This is a genomic window from Citrobacter sp. 50677481 (assembly GCF_001463265.1).
Lineage (GTDB): Bacteria > Pseudomonadota > Gammaproteobacteria > Enterobacterales > Enterobacteriaceae > Citrobacter_A > Citrobacter_A sedlakii.
In genome coordinates this window covers 1-13,679 of the sequence record NZ_LNHZ01000043.1, presented here as the reverse complement: position 1 = coordinate 13,679, position 13,679 = coordinate 1, and the positions used below count along the sequence as shown (strand labels likewise).

The following is a 13,679-nucleotide window of genomic DNA, read 5'->3' as shown; positions in this document are numbered from 1 at the left end:
CCTTACTTATGCTCAATAATTGATAAAATGAATAAATACTGGAGAAAATAACAGATAAGGCGGACGTTACGGAGAACTCCATTACGCCTTCAATATTTACATTTACAGTTTCAATATTGAAAACAGCACATATCCTTTGCCTGAAAACCTCTCCTAAAAATATTATTATATTAAACTGCGGGAATGAACACCCTACGGAATGAGGAAAACGACAAGATTATACGCAAATGCCTGTATTATTTAGGAAATAAAAAACCTGATTTTTATTTAAAATGAAATTAAGTTAAATTAAAATTCATGAAATAAATATAACTAATATTATATTTGACATTATCTAACCATTGACGCCGTTTGCTTTTATAAAAGAAACAGCCAGATGTTATTCTGGCTTTTTCTCATGACATCAACGGGCACAGCGTCGCGTTAGTTACCGCCAAACATATCTTTGATCCAACCGGCCACGCCGTCGCTGTCTTTCTTCTCTTCCTGTGGCGCCTGCTGCTGTTGCGGCTGCGGCTGAGAAGATTGATCGAACGGGTTACCTGACGGTTGCTGCTGTTGCAGCATTTCACCCTGTTGGCAAAGCGCGTCAGGATCGGTTGTCCACACCGGCAATGTACGCATCCCGCCGCTGCAAACAAAGTTGCCGTCATAGTCCACGCCCATATCAACGATATCTTCCGGCGGCGTTAAGGTCAGCGGCGTCGGCGTCTGATTCGCCAGATAGCGCTGGTAAATCGACATCGCCCCGCTCGCGCCATAGAGCTTCGTCGGCTGGTTGTTATCACGGCCTACCCAGGTAATCGTCACCTGACTACCGTCGATCCCGGCAAACCAGGTGTCCACGTTGTTATTGGTGGTCCCGGTTTTGCCCGCAAGATGCAGACCCGGATACTTCGCGCCAAGCTGGCGACCGGTACCGCGCTGGACAACCTGCTGCATCGTCCACAGCGTCATGTACGCCGCTTGCGCCGGAACGGCGCGCTCCGCCTGCGGGAAGCTTTGATACAGCACGGTGCCATCTTCCGCAATCACCGAACGCAACGCGGAGAGCGGCGCACGGTTACCGCCGCTGGCGATTGTCTGGAACGCTTGCGCCACTTCAACAGGCGTCAGGTTAAGCGCCCCCAGCAGCATGGCCGGAACCGGATGCAACTGATCTTTTGGTACGCCCAGTTTTGCCCAGGTGTCAGTCACCGCAGGCAGACCCAGCGCCATCCCCAGATTCACCGTCGGCACGTTCATCGAACGCGTCAGGGCATCGACCAGCATTACTTTTCCGCTTTCGCTATAGCGACGGTCATCGTTCTGCGGCGACCAGACCTGGCCGTTTGGCTGACGCAGCGCAATCGGCGCATCCGCAATCCACGTATTCAGGCGATAAATCTTTGGCTGGCTCAGGGCGGTCAGATAAGTAGCCGGTTTTGCCAGAGAACCAATCGAACGGCGCGCCTGCATCGCACGGTTATAGCCCGCAAACTGCGGTTCGGCGCCGCCGACCATCGCGCGCACTTCGCCGCTGAAGCGGTCCACCACCACGATCGCGGTTTCGAGATCGCTCAGCTTACGCTGCTTTTTCAGTAGCGGAATGCCTTCCACCGCCGCTTTCTCGGCGGCATCCTGCGCCACGGAATCGAAAGTGGTGAAAATCTTCACGCCGGAGAGATCTTTCACCTTATCGCCGAGCTTCGCCTGCAGTTCCTGACGCACCATCTGCATGAATGCCGGCTGCGGCGAGATCACCCCACCACGCGGCTGCACGCCCAGCGGACGCGCGCTCAGCATATCGTACAGTTCCTGATCGATGATCTGCTGCTGTTGCAGCAGGCGCAGCACAAGGTTGCGACGCTCCAGCGCCAGCGTCGGGTTACGCCAGGGGTTATAAATGGACGCCCCTTTCACCATTCCGACCAGCAACGCCTGCTGATCAAGGCTTAACTCTTCCACCGGGCGGCCAAAGTAGTACAGACTCGCCAGCGGGAAGCCGCGGATTTCGTTATCGCCGCTCTGTCCGAGATACACCTCGTTCATATACAGCTCAAGGATGCGGTCTTTGCTGTAGCGGGCGTCCATCAGCAGCGCCATATAAGCTTCGTTGGCCTTACGCCAGTACGAACGCTCGCTGGTCAGGAACAGGTTTTTCACTAACTGTTGCGTCAGCGTACTTGCCCCCTGCACCGTCCGTCCGGCGGTCAGGTTCGCCAGAACCGCGCGGCCAATAGAGTACAGACTGACGCCGTCATGCTCGTAAAAGTGACGGTCTTCGGTCGCCAGCAGCGTATCCACCAGCAGATCCGGGAAGCCGCTGCGCGGCACAAACAGACGCTGCTCGCCGTTTGGCGAAGAGAGCATGGTGATCAAACGCGGATCGAGACGGAAAAACCCGAACTGGCGGTTATTATCCATATTCACGATCGTATCCAGATGGCCGCCATCAAAGGTCAAGCGCGCGCGCACCTGCCCCTCTTTGCTGTCCGGGAAATCAAACGGACGGCGGATCATTTCAATGCTGTTGGCCTGCACGGTAAACTCGCCGGGACGCGTCATCTTCGTCACCTGGCGATACTGCGTCGCTTCCAGCAGCCGCACCATTTCGTTCTTGCTGACCGGCATTTCGGGCTCGAGATTCACCATCCGGCCATAAACGGCCGCGGGCAATTGCCAGACTTTGCCATCAATACGACTGCGGATTTTTTGATCCAGATAAACGCCGTAAATGGCGAACAGCACCAGAAAAACAATCGCTATTTTCAGCAGCAGCCACAACCAGCCGCGTTTACCACGAGGCTTACGCCCTTTGCCCTTACCTTTACGCGGCATCGGTTTTTCATCCTCATAGTCATCATCATAATCGTCGTCGTACTCATCATCTCTGAGTTGGCGACGGCTCACCTTTTGTTTCACCGGACGCGAGGGTTTCCCTTTGCGTCCAATCGGCTCGCGGTCATTCCCGGCCATGTTTTTTCTCCGCAACGTTCAGGCGCAAAGGCCCGATTTTCAGTTCTTCTGTCACCCGACAGAAGAAGAAATCTCTCAATTTATCGCTCGCTGTTTTACCAGATAACGCTTTGCTTACCGGCTTACAGAGGACATTCGTCCCACTATGAATACTTTTTGGTACGCCGCGTGGGCGCGGTATTCGCCGGGTCGTCAGGCCAGACATGTTTGGGGTAGCGTCCTTTCATCTCTTTTTGTACCTCGCGGTACGCCCCCTGCCAGAACGCGCTTAAATCTCGCGTAATCTGTAAGGGCCGCTGGGCGGGCGATAAGAGTTCCAGTACCAACGGCACGCGCCCTTCGGCGATGGTCGGCGTACTGGCCTCGCCAAACATTTCCTGCATTCGGACCGCCAACGCGGGCGGGTTATCCTCATGATAACGAATGGCTATCCGACTTCCTGTCGGCACAGTGTAATGTGTGGGCAGCGAACTCACCAGACGTTGCTGCAGAGGATAGTCGAGCAGTCCCAGCAAAGCCTGATGAATATTCAGCGATTTCAGATTTTTTAACGAATGCACACCGGCCATATGCGGCAGCAACCAGCGCTCAAGATTCGCCAGTAGCGTCTGATCGTCCACCGCAGGCCAGTCATATTCCGGCAGCCACTTCGCCGCACACTGCAAACGCAGACGCAACTGCACCGCTTCCGGCGTCCAGTTGAGCACATCCAGCCCCCTGTCGCGGATCCCGTTCAGCATCGCCAGATGCAGCTCGTCTTCCGAGGGTTTCGCCAACGGCTGCACTTTCACCGTCAGTTGTCCGATGCGCATCCTGCGCCACGCTTTGAGCGTCCCCTGCGCCTCATCCCATTCAATTGTGTCCGACTGCTGCAACAGTTCCGGACATTGCCGGACAAGCGCGTCGATGTCCAGCGGCAATGCCAGCAGGATCCGCGCGTCCGGCGACGCACTGCCCTGCAGCAAGAGCGGGGCGATCAGCCATTCATGACGTCCCAGCGCATCATCGGCGTCCAGCACCGCGCCCATGCCGTTTGCCAGTTGATAACGTCCGTCCAGACCGCGCCGTCGCGCCACGCGATCGGCAAAGGCGTACGCCAGCAATGGCGCGATCCGCGAGACGTCCGCGACGCCGCTGCGGCTATTCAGGCGTTTCAACAGTTGCTGGCTGCGCTGCTGCCAGGCGGGCTGATGGCGTGAAAACGCTACGCCAAGATCGGTATTTCCCCCGCGCGGCGGCTCTTCGAGGATCGCCGCAAGCTGGGCGGCGGTCGCGGCGGCGTCGGGATCGGAAGCGCTCACCAACATAGCAGCCAGCCGCGGGTCGTTGCCCAACGCCGCCATCTTTTGCCCTCTTGCGCTCAGGCGTTCGCCATCCAACGCGCCCAGCATCTGTAACAGCCGTTTCGCCGCCTGTAAGTGTATCGCGGGCGGCAGATCCAGCCAGGTTAACTGTGCGGGATCGCTGCATCCCCATTGCAACAGCTCCATCAGCAGGCCGGAGAGATCGCTATGCAGGATTTCGGGATCCCCTTGCGCAGCGGCGCGTTCCGCCTGTTCTTTGGCGATCAGATGCAGGCAAATCCCCGGCGCCAGACGTCCGGCGCGACCGGCACGCTGGGTCATTGATGCCTGACTGACGCGCTGCGTAATCAGCCGGGTCAGCCCGGTACGCGCGTCAAATCTGGCGACACGCTCCTGGGCGCAATCGACCACCAGTCGGATGCCTTCGATGGTCAGACTGGTTTCGGCGATATTGGTCGCCAGCACCACTTTACGCATTCCCGGCGGCGCAGGCAGGATCGCCGTACGCTGGGCATTCAGCGACAGCGCGCCATACAGCGGACAGAGAAGGACATCGCTGCCGACACGCGCGCTCAGATGTTCCTGTACGCGCTGGATCTCGCCGACGCCGGGTAAAAACAACAGCAGCGATCCCGGTTCCTGGCGCAGCAGTTCGGCGGTGGCGACGGCAACGGCCTCATCAAAACGCAGTTGCGCGGCCAGGGGTTGATAGCGGCGCTCAACGGGGTAAGCGCGCCCTTCGGACACCACCACCGGCGCATCCGGCAGACGCTGCCGCAGGCGATCGTTATCCAGCGTGGCGGACATGATCAGCAGCGTCAGGTCGTCGCGCAGCCCCTGCTGCACATCAAGCAACAGCGCCAGCGCCAGATCCGCCTGCAGACTGCGCTCGTGGAATTCATCAAGGATCACCAGGCTGACGCCGCTTAGCTCCGGGTCGCGCTGTATCATTCGCGTCAGCACCCCTTCGGTGACCACCTCCAGCCGCGTGGTTGGCCCCACGCAGGATTGCGCGCGCATCCGGTATCCCACCGTTTCGCCGGGCTTTTCGTTCAACAGCTCCGCCAGCCGCTGCGCCACGTTACGCGCCGCCAGACGACGCGGCTCAAGCAGGATAATCCGTCCGTCAAAGCGTTGATGGGAAAGAAACTGCAGCGGCAGCCAGGTGGATTTACCGGCGCCGGTCGGCGCGCTCAGCAGAACCTGCGGCGCAGAATCCAGTGCGGCAAGCAGTTCAGGCAGTACGGCGGCAACAGGCAATGACGTCACAAATGGCTCCAGAGGGTTAACATTCTTCGCGCTGCATTGTAGCATCGCGTTAATTCATAACCGAGTACCGAAGATGTCTGAGCCGAAACGGCTGTTCTTTGCCATTGAGCTGCCCGCCGACGCGCGCGCGCAAATCGTTCACTGGCGCGCGGCGCACTTTGCACCCGAGGCGGGGCGACCCGTAGCGGCCGACAACCTGCACGTAACGCTGGCGTTTTTAGGCGACGTTAGCGCCGACAAACAACAGGCGTTAGCTACGCTGGCCGGACGCATTCGCCAGCCAGCTTTCACGCTGACGCTGGACGATGCGGGGCAATGGCTGCGCTCCCGGGTGGTCTGGCTCGGCACGCGCCAGTCGCCGCGGGGTTTACTGCAACTGGCCAATATGCTGCGCGCCCAGGCCGCGCGCAGCGGCTGCTACCAAAGCCCGCAGCCGTTTCATCCGCACGTAACTTTGCTGCGCGACGCCAGCCATGCGGTCGCCATTCCCGCGCCCGGTTTTTGTTGGTCGTTTCCGGTAACTGAATTTACGCTTTACGCCTCCTCGTTCACCCGGGGACGAACCCGATACACGCCGTTGCAGCGCTGGACGCTCAGCGAATAATTTAAGGACACGCGTGATGCAGTTTTCTCCCCCCCTCCAGCGCGCCACGCTGGTTAAGCGTTATAAACGTTTTTTAGCCGATGTGATCACACCCGACGGAACCGAACTCACGTTACACTGCCCAAATACTGGCGCAATGACCGGTTGCGCAGAGCCCGGGGACACCGTCTGGTATTCGACGTCAGAAAATACTAAACGCAAATATCCGCATACCTGGGAATTAACTGAAACCCAAAATGGCGCGCTTATTTGTGTTAACACATTATGGGCGAACAGGCTGACGAAAGAGGCTCTGGAACAAGGCAGGGTTTCAGAACTTTCAGGATACAGTACCCTGAAAAGCGAAGTAAAATACGGCGCCGAACGAAGCCGCATCGATTTTATGTTACAGGCAGATTTCCGGCCTGACTGCTATATTGAAGTGAAATCGGTAACGCTGGCGGAAAAGGATTTCGGTTTTTTTCCCGATGCCATCACTGAACGAGGTCAGAAACATCTTCGGGAATTGATGAGCGTAGCGGCTGAAGGCAAACGCGCCGTGATTTTTTTCGCCGTTCTGCATTCCGCCATTACACGGTTTTCACCTGCGCGCCATATTGACGCGAAATACGCGCAACTATTGATTGAGGCACAGCGTAAGGGGGTAGAAATTCTGGTTTATAAAGCGGAACTTTCTGCCGGGAGTATGACTCTTAAAGAGCCATTACCCATTACTTTTTAGTGATGTAAAATTTTGGTTATTTAGTATTCTGGTCGCGTGCGCAAATACGCTTTTCCTCACAGGGTTGTCAAGTGTTACGTTTAGTTAATTGCTATCCGGAAAAGCATCTGCTATTTATAGCGACCTGATTTTTCCCCCGAACATGGGGATCGATAGTGCGTGTTAAGGAGAAGCAACATGCAAGAAGGGCAAAACCGTAAAACATCGTCCCTGAGTATTCTCGCCATCGCTGGGGTGGAGCCGTACCAGGAGAAACCGGGCGAAGAGTATATGAACGAAGCCCAGCTGTCGCACTTCAGGCGTATTCTTGAAGCATGGCGTAATCAACTTAGGGATGAAGTCGATCGCACCGTTACTCATATGCAGGACGAAGCTGCCAACTTCCCTGACCCGGTAGACCGTGCCGCGCAGGAAGAAGAGTTCAGCCTTGAGCTGCGTAACCGTGACCGTGAGCGCAAACTGATCAAAAAGATCGAGAAAACGCTGAAGAAGGTTGAAGATGAAGATTTCGGCTACTGCGAATCCTGCGGTGTGGAAATCGGTATTCGTCGCCTGGAAGCGCGTCCGACAGCCGATCTCTGCATCGACTGCAAAACGCTGGCTGAAATTCGCGAAAAACAGATGGCGGGTTAATCCCCACCGTTTGATCACGTTTACACCAGGCGGGGACTTCCCCGCCTTTTCATTTGTCCGTAACGATGACTGACTCACACTATATTGGCCGCTTCGCCCCTTCCCCTTCCGGCGCACTGCATTTTGGCTCCCTGATTGCCGCGCTCGGCAGTTATTTACAGGCGCGAGCCCAAAACGGCATCTGGCGCGTACGCATCGAAGATATCGATCCTCCTCGTGAAGTTCCCGGTGCCGCTGACACCATTCTGCGCCAGTTGGAACATTACGGTCTGCACTGGGATGGCGAAATACTCTGGCAATCCCGTCGCCATGAGGCGTATCGCGAGGCGCTCGCCTGGCTGCGCGATCACGGGTTGAGCTATTACTGCACCTGCCCCCGCGCGCGCATTCAACGCATCGGCGGTATTTATGACGGCCACTGCCGCGACAAGCATAACGGGCCGGATCAGGCAGCGGTACGCATCAGGCAACGTCATCCGGTCACCCGCTTTCACGATCGCCTGCGCGGTGATATTCAGGCCGACGAACGGCTGGCGCAGGAAGATTTTATTATTCATCGCCGGGATGGGTTGTTTGCCTATAACCTGGCGGTGGTGGTGGACGACCATTTCCAGGGCGTCACGGAAATCGTGCGCGGCGCCGATCTCATCGAACCAACGGTTCGACAAATTTCGCTCTACCAGTTGTTCGGCTGGACAGTGCCCGACTATATTCATTTGCCGCTGGCGCTGAATGCGCAGGGCGCAAAACTGTCTAAACAAAATCATGCGCCTGCTTTGCCGCAGGGCGACCCGCGTCCCGTCCTCATTGACGCGCTGCGCTTCCTCGGACAGCGTATTGCGCCAGACTGGCAGGCCATGCCAGTGGAGGCGATTCTTCAGTTCGCCACAGAGAACTGGCGCCTGGCAGACGTGCCGGAATCGGCATCTGTAAATCCGCCATTCTCAAACGCGTCGTGCTGAGCTATGATTAGCCGCTATTTTTGCTCGTTGTCTTTCGCATTTTCACAATTCGAAAGCCCGCGGGTAAATTGATTTGATTGATGATTGACACTACCGAGGTGCACTATTTTTACCCGAGTCGCTAATTTTTGCCGCAAGGTGCTAAGCCGCGAGGAGAGCGAGGCAGACACTGCCGTCGCCCGTCCACATATGACGGTCATCCCGCGCGAGCAGCACGCTATTTCCCGCAAAGATATCAGTGAAAATGCCCTGAAGGTAATGTACAGGCTCAACAAAGCGGGATATGAAGCTTGGCTGGTTGGCGGCGGAGTCCGCGACCTGTTGCTGGGCAAAAAACCCAAAGATTTCGACGTGACCACCAACGCGACGCCGGATCAGGTACGCAAACTGTTCCGCAACTGTCGCCTGGTCGGTCGCCGATTCCGTCTGGCGCACGTGATGTTTGGTCCGGAAATTATTGAAGTCGCCACCTTCCGCGGTCACCACGAAGGCAGCGAGAGCGATCGCACGACCTCCCAACGTGGGCAAAACGGTATGCTGCTGCGTGACAATATTTTCGGCTCCATTGAAGAGGACGCCCAGCGCCGCGACTTTACCATTAACAGCCTGTATTACAGCGTCGCTGACTTTACTGTCCGTGATTACGTGGGCGGTATGAAGGATTTACAGGACGGCGTCATCCGTCTGATCGGCAATCCGGAAACCCGCTACCGTGAAGATCCGGTGCGGATGCTGCGCGCGGTGCGTTTCGCCGCCAAGCTGGACATGCGCATCAGCCCGGAAACCGCTGAGCCGATCCCGCGTCTGGCGACGCTGCTGAACGACATACCGCCAGCCCGTCTGTTTGAAGAGTCGCTGAAGCTGCTCCAGGCAGGCTACGGCTACGAGACCTATCTTAAGCTGCGCGAATACAGCCTGTTCCAGCCGCTGTTCCCGACCATTACCCGCTATTTCACCGAAAACGGCGACAGCCCAATGGAGCGCATCATCGCCCAGGTGCTGAAGAACACCGATAACCGTATTCACAACGACATGCGGGTGAACCCGGCGTTCCTGTTTGCCGCCATGTTCTGGTACCCGTTACTGGAGATGGCGCAGAAAATCGCCCAGGAAAGCGGCCTGGCCTACTACGACGCATTCGCTCTGGCAATGAATGACGTGCTGGATGAGGCCTGCCGTTCGCTGGCGATTCCAAAACGCCTGACCTCGCTGACCCGTGATATCTGGCAGCTTCAGCTACGGATGTCCCGCCGTCAGGGAAAACGCGCGTGGAAGCTCATGGAACATCCGAAATTCCGCGCGGCTTACGATCTGCTGGCGCTGCGCGCCGAAGCGGAAAAAAGCGCCGAACTGCAACGCCTGGCACAATGGTGGGGCGAATTCCAGGTCTCTGCGCCGCCAGAGCAGAAGGGCATGCTCAACGAACTGGATGAAGACCCGATGCCACGCCGCCGCAATCGTCGCCCGCGCAAACGCGCCCCGCGTCGCGAGGGTACCGCGTGACCCCGCGTCGCGAGGGTACCGCGTGACCCTCGCTTATATCGCGCTTGGCAGCAACCTGGCCTCCCCCCTGGAACAGGTTAATGCTGCCATAAAATCGATTGGCGACATTCCGCAGAGCCGGATTGTCGCCGTCTCCTCTTTTTACCGCACGCCGCCCTTAGGTCCCCAGGATCAGCCGGATTACCTGAACGCGGCGGTCGCGCTGGACACTGACCTTGCGCCGGAGACTCTGCTCGATCATACCCAACGGATTGAACTGCAGCAGGGGCGCGTACGCAAAGCCGAGCGCTGGGGTCCGCGCACGTTGGATCTCGACATTATGCTGTTTGGCGATCGTGTCATTCAGACCGAACGCCTGACTGTTCCCCATTACGATATGCACAACCGCGGCTTTATGCTTTGGCCGCTGTTTGAGATTGCGCCCGATCTGCGGTTTCCGGATGGAAAATCGTTACAACAACGCCTCGCCGAACTCGGCGAAGAAAAACCCGAACGCGGGTAAATCCCCCTCCCCTTTAGCGTTTACTGCTTTCACGCCAATCGATTGCTTAAAACAATTGCCCCCCTGAATGTGACTGTTAGAATGCCGATAAATATGACGTTCACCATCAGGAAATGTTATGAAACCAACCACTATCTCACTGTTGCAAAAGTGCAAACAGGAGAAAAAACGCTTCGCCACCATTACGGCTTACGACTACAGCTTCGCTAAGTTATTTGCCGACGAAGGCATCAACGTGATGCTGGTGGGCGACTCGCTGGGGATGACCGTTCAGGGCCATGACTCCACCCTTCCTGTTACCGTTGCGGATATCGCCTATCACACGTGCGCGGTACGTCGCGGCGCACCGAACTGCCTGCTGCTTTCTGACCTGCCGTTTATGGCGTACGCGACGCCGGAGCAGGCCTTTGAAAACGCGGCGGCGGTGATGCGCGCCGGGGCGAACATGGTCAAGATTGAAGGCGGCGCATGGCTGGCGGATACCGTAAAAATGCTCACCGAGCGTGCCGTTCCGGTCTGCGGTCACCTGGGGCTGACGCCGCAATCGGTCAATATTTTCGGCGGTTACAAGGTTCAGGGGCGCGGTGACGCCGGGCAAGCGCTGCTTGATGACGCGCTGGCGCTGGAAGCCGCGGGCGCACAGTTGTTGGTGCTCGAATGCGTGCCGGTTGAACTGGCAAAACGCATCACCGACGCGCTCACCATTCCGGTGATCGGCATTGGCGCGGGCAACGTGACTGACGGTCAGATTCTGGTGATGCATGACGCTTTCGGCATCACCGGCGGTCATATTCCGAAATTTGCCAAAAATTTCCTTACCGAAGCAGGCGACATGCGCGCCGCGGTGCGGCAGTATATTGCCGAGGTGGAGTCCGGCGTCTATCCGGGCGAAGAACACAGTTTCCATTAAGGAGTTTTGTTGTGTTGATAATTGAAACCCTGCCGCTGCTGCGCCAGCATATCCGCAGAGCCCGCCAGGAAGGAAAACGCATTGCGCTGGTTCCAACCATGGGCAACCTGCACGACGGTCATATGAAGCTGGTTGATGAAGCGAAAGCCCGCGCCGATATCGTGGTGGTCAGCATCTTCGTTAATCCGATGCAGTTCGACCGCCCGGACGATCTGGTGCGTTATCCGCGCACGCTGCAGGAGGACTGTGAGAAGCTGAACAAACGTAAAGTCGATTTTGTTTTCGCGCCAGCAGCCGATCAAATCTACCCGCAGGGCACCGAAGGCCAGACGTATGTTGATGTTCCAGGTCTTTCCACCATGCTGGAGGGCGCCAGCCGCCCGGGCCATTTCCGCGGCGTTTCCACCATCGTCAGCAAGCTGTTTAACCTCGTTCAGCCGGATATCGCCTGTTTCGGTGAAAAAGATTTTCAGCAACTGGCGCTGATCCGCAAAATGGTGGCCGATATGGGCTACGACATTGAAATCGTCGGCGTACCGATTATTCGCGCCAAAGACGGTTTAGCCCTCAGTTCACGCAATGGTTATTTGACCGCGGAGCAGCGCAAAATCGCCCCGGGTTTATACAAGGTCATGTGTGAGATTGGTGAAAAACTGCAGGCCGGCGAGCGCGAACTGGATGAAATGATCGCCCTTGCGGAAAAAGCCCTGAATGAGAAAGGTTTCCGCGCCGATGATATTCAGATCCGCGACGCCGACACCCTGCTTGCGCTGACGGAAACCAGCCAGCGGGCGGTCATTCTGGTGGCCGCGTGGCTGGGACAGGCGCGCCTGATTGACAACCAGACGGTAACATTAACCCAGTAGACAGGGGTTAAAAATCGGGCAATACTGCCTGAGAAAATTCTCAAGGCAGGGCGCGCCCTGCCGGGTTAACGACAGTACATACTCATCAAACTTCTCAGGCGTCCTGAACAGGGACAGCCTGAATGATGACGAATATTTTAAGGTAGACGTTATGATTCGCACTATGCTGCAGGGCAAACTCCACCGCGTGAAAGTGACTCAGGCGGACCTGCACTATGAAGGTTCCTGCGCCATCGATCAGGATTTCCTCGACGCCGCCGGGATCCTTGAAAATGAAGCTATCGATATCTGGAATGTATCGAATGGCAAACGCTTTTCCACCTATGCAATTGCCGCCGAGCGCGGTTCGCGCATTATCTCCGTCAATGGCGCGGCGGCGCATTGCGCCAGCGTGGGGGATATTGTGATCATCGCCAGCTTCGTCACCATGTCCGACGAAGAAGCGCGCCGCTGGCGGCCAAATGTCGCCTACTTTGAAGGCGACAATGAAATGAAACGCACCGCAAAAGCCATTCCGGTTCAGGTTGCCTGATATCTACCCCTGCGGCTGATTGCTGATCAGCCGCGACATCGTCTCCAGCGAGTCCGTTCTCAGGATGTACAGGCGCTTCAGCAAAAACGGATTATCTCCCGGCTTATGTAGCGCGGCGATTTTTTTTGCACCAAAACGCGATAAATTTTGCACTGTCAGAGGGTGCCCAAAAGACACATTCTGCACAGTGCAAAAATGAACGCAAAGAGTGTTTACTGATGCTCTTGCTGAGCCGGATAACGTTTGTAGAGAGTCGACAGGCCGACCCCATATTTGAGAGCTATATCACGATGTGAGCAGCCGGACTTAATTTCCCGTTCAAACGCATCCCAGTGCTCATCAGTAAACTTAGGCTTACGTCCGCCAATCCTCCCCTTAGCGCGGGCAACCGCTAACCCTGCCAGAGTGCGTTCACTATTCAGATCAGACTCATATTGTGCCGCAGAGAGAATATTACGGAAGTTATAGCGCCCACTAGCGGTGCTCAGGTCAACGCCATCCGTAATAGAACGGATATTAACATTGCGTTCTGCAAGGCTCTGAAAGGTCAATAATGCGTGCAGTACATTGCGACCGATACGATCCAACTTCCAGATGACCAGTTCGTCACCGGGTTCAAGCATCTCAACCACTTTCTTCAAGATTGGTCGATTTGTCTTACGGCCAGAAGCCTTTTCCTCAAAAATTAACTTACAGCCAGCAGCTCTGAGCGCCTGCATCTGAAGCTCGGTGTCCTGATGGTTACTTGATACTCGTGCATACCCAATAATCATAAAGCGATCTCCTGCTCATCCTTCTGTTCGTCAGTAGAACCAGGTTATCAGAGTTTCACTTTTGACGAAGAGCTTCGCCGACATTAAAAATCTCAATCCACAAAAGGTTCAATTAGGAGAAACGGCAAAACGAGATGTCGGA

The 13,679-nt window shown here is 56.3% G+C and carries 12 protein-coding genes and 1 pseudogene; 9 read left to right on the top strand and 4 right to left on the bottom strand.

Annotation, left to right across the window (positions count from 1 at the left end):
- Positions 1-423 precede the first annotated feature (423 nt).
- Positions 424-2,958, bottom strand: a complete 2,535-nt coding sequence (gene mrcB, locus APU02_RS10460) for a bifunctional glycosyl transferase/transpeptidase (protein WP_060570022.1) — start codon at positions 2,956-2,958, stop codon at positions 424-426.
- A 143-nt stretch (positions 2,959-3,101) separates the two neighbouring features.
- The gene (hrpB, locus tag APU02_RS10455) at positions 3,102-5,531 is read right to left on the bottom strand and encodes an ATP-dependent helicase HrpB (RefSeq protein WP_060570021.1); all 2,430 of its coding nucleotides are present in this window, start codon (positions 5,529-5,531) and stop codon (positions 3,102-3,104) included.
- A gap of 73 nt (positions 5,532-5,604) precedes the next feature.
- Here hrpB and thpR point away from each other — a divergent pair, with 73 nt between their 5' ends.
- The 9 genes from thpR to panD all read left to right on the top strand — a co-directional run bounded on the left by thpR (position 5,605) and on the right by panD (position 12,764).
- On the top strand, positions 5,605-6,135 hold the full coding sequence (gene thpR, locus APU02_RS10450; RefSeq protein WP_060570020.1) for an RNA 2',3'-cyclic phosphodiesterase: 531 nt from the start codon (positions 5,605-5,607) through the stop codon (positions 6,133-6,135).
- A 16-nt stretch (positions 6,136-6,151) separates the two neighbouring features.
- Positions 6,152-6,856, top strand: coding sequence for a DNA/RNA nuclease SfsA (gene sfsA, locus APU02_RS10445; RefSeq protein WP_042289932.1), 705 nt, complete (start codon positions 6,152-6,154; stop codon positions 6,854-6,856).
- Positions 6,857-7,033: 177 nt separating this feature from the next.
- Entirely contained in the window at positions 7,034-7,489 is a 456-nt protein-coding gene (gene dksA / locus APU02_RS10440) for an RNA polymerase-binding protein DksA (RefSeq protein WP_003829221.1), read from the top strand.
- A 65-nt stretch (positions 7,490-7,554) separates the two neighbouring features.
- The gene (gene gluQRS / locus APU02_RS10435; protein ID WP_042289934.1) at positions 7,555-8,451 is read left to right on the top strand and encodes a tRNA glutamyl-Q(34) synthetase GluQRS; all 897 of its coding nucleotides are present in this window, start codon (positions 7,555-7,557) and stop codon (positions 8,449-8,451) included.
- A 105-nt stretch (positions 8,452-8,556) separates the two neighbouring features.
- Positions 8,557-9,954 (top strand): polynucleotide adenylyltransferase PcnB, encoded by a 1,398-nt coding sequence (gene pcnB, locus APU02_RS10430; protein WP_204375587.1) that lies wholly within the window; start codon positions 8,557-8,559, stop codon positions 9,952-9,954.
- 22 nt (positions 9,955-9,976) lie between these two features.
- Complete coding sequence (folK, locus tag APU02_RS10425; RefSeq protein WP_060570018.1) at positions 9,977-10,456, top strand: 2-amino-4-hydroxy-6-hydroxymethyldihydropteridine diphosphokinase; 480 nt, start codon at positions 9,977-9,979, stop codon at positions 10,454-10,456.
- A 118-nt stretch (positions 10,457-10,574) separates the two neighbouring features.
- Positions 10,575-11,366 (top strand): 3-methyl-2-oxobutanoate hydroxymethyltransferase, encoded by a 792-nt coding sequence (gene panB, locus APU02_RS10420; protein WP_060570017.1) that lies wholly within the window; start codon positions 10,575-10,577, stop codon positions 11,364-11,366.
- Between the two features lie 11 nt (positions 11,367-11,377).
- Positions 11,378-12,232 (top strand): pantoate--beta-alanine ligase, encoded by an 855-nt coding sequence (gene panC, locus APU02_RS10415; protein ID WP_042289945.1) that lies wholly within the window; start codon positions 11,378-11,380, stop codon positions 12,230-12,232.
- Positions 12,233-12,383: 151 nt separating this feature from the next.
- Positions 12,384-12,764 (top strand): aspartate 1-decarboxylase, encoded by a 381-nt coding sequence (panD, locus tag APU02_RS10410; RefSeq protein ID WP_042289947.1) that lies wholly within the window; start codon positions 12,384-12,386, stop codon positions 12,762-12,764.
- 3 nt (positions 12,765-12,767) lie between these two features.
- Here the strand turns inward: panD and APU02_RS26935 are convergent.
- Positions 12,768-12,869, bottom strand: a pseudogene (locus APU02_RS26935) (hypothetical protein); the annotation flags it as partial.
- Between the two features lie 107 nt (positions 12,870-12,976).
- On the bottom strand, positions 12,977-13,537 hold the full coding sequence (locus APU02_RS10405) for a recombinase family protein (RefSeq protein WP_016236592.1): 561 nt from the start codon (positions 13,535-13,537) through the stop codon (positions 12,977-12,979).
- Between the last annotated feature and the right edge of the window lie 142 nt (positions 13,538-13,679).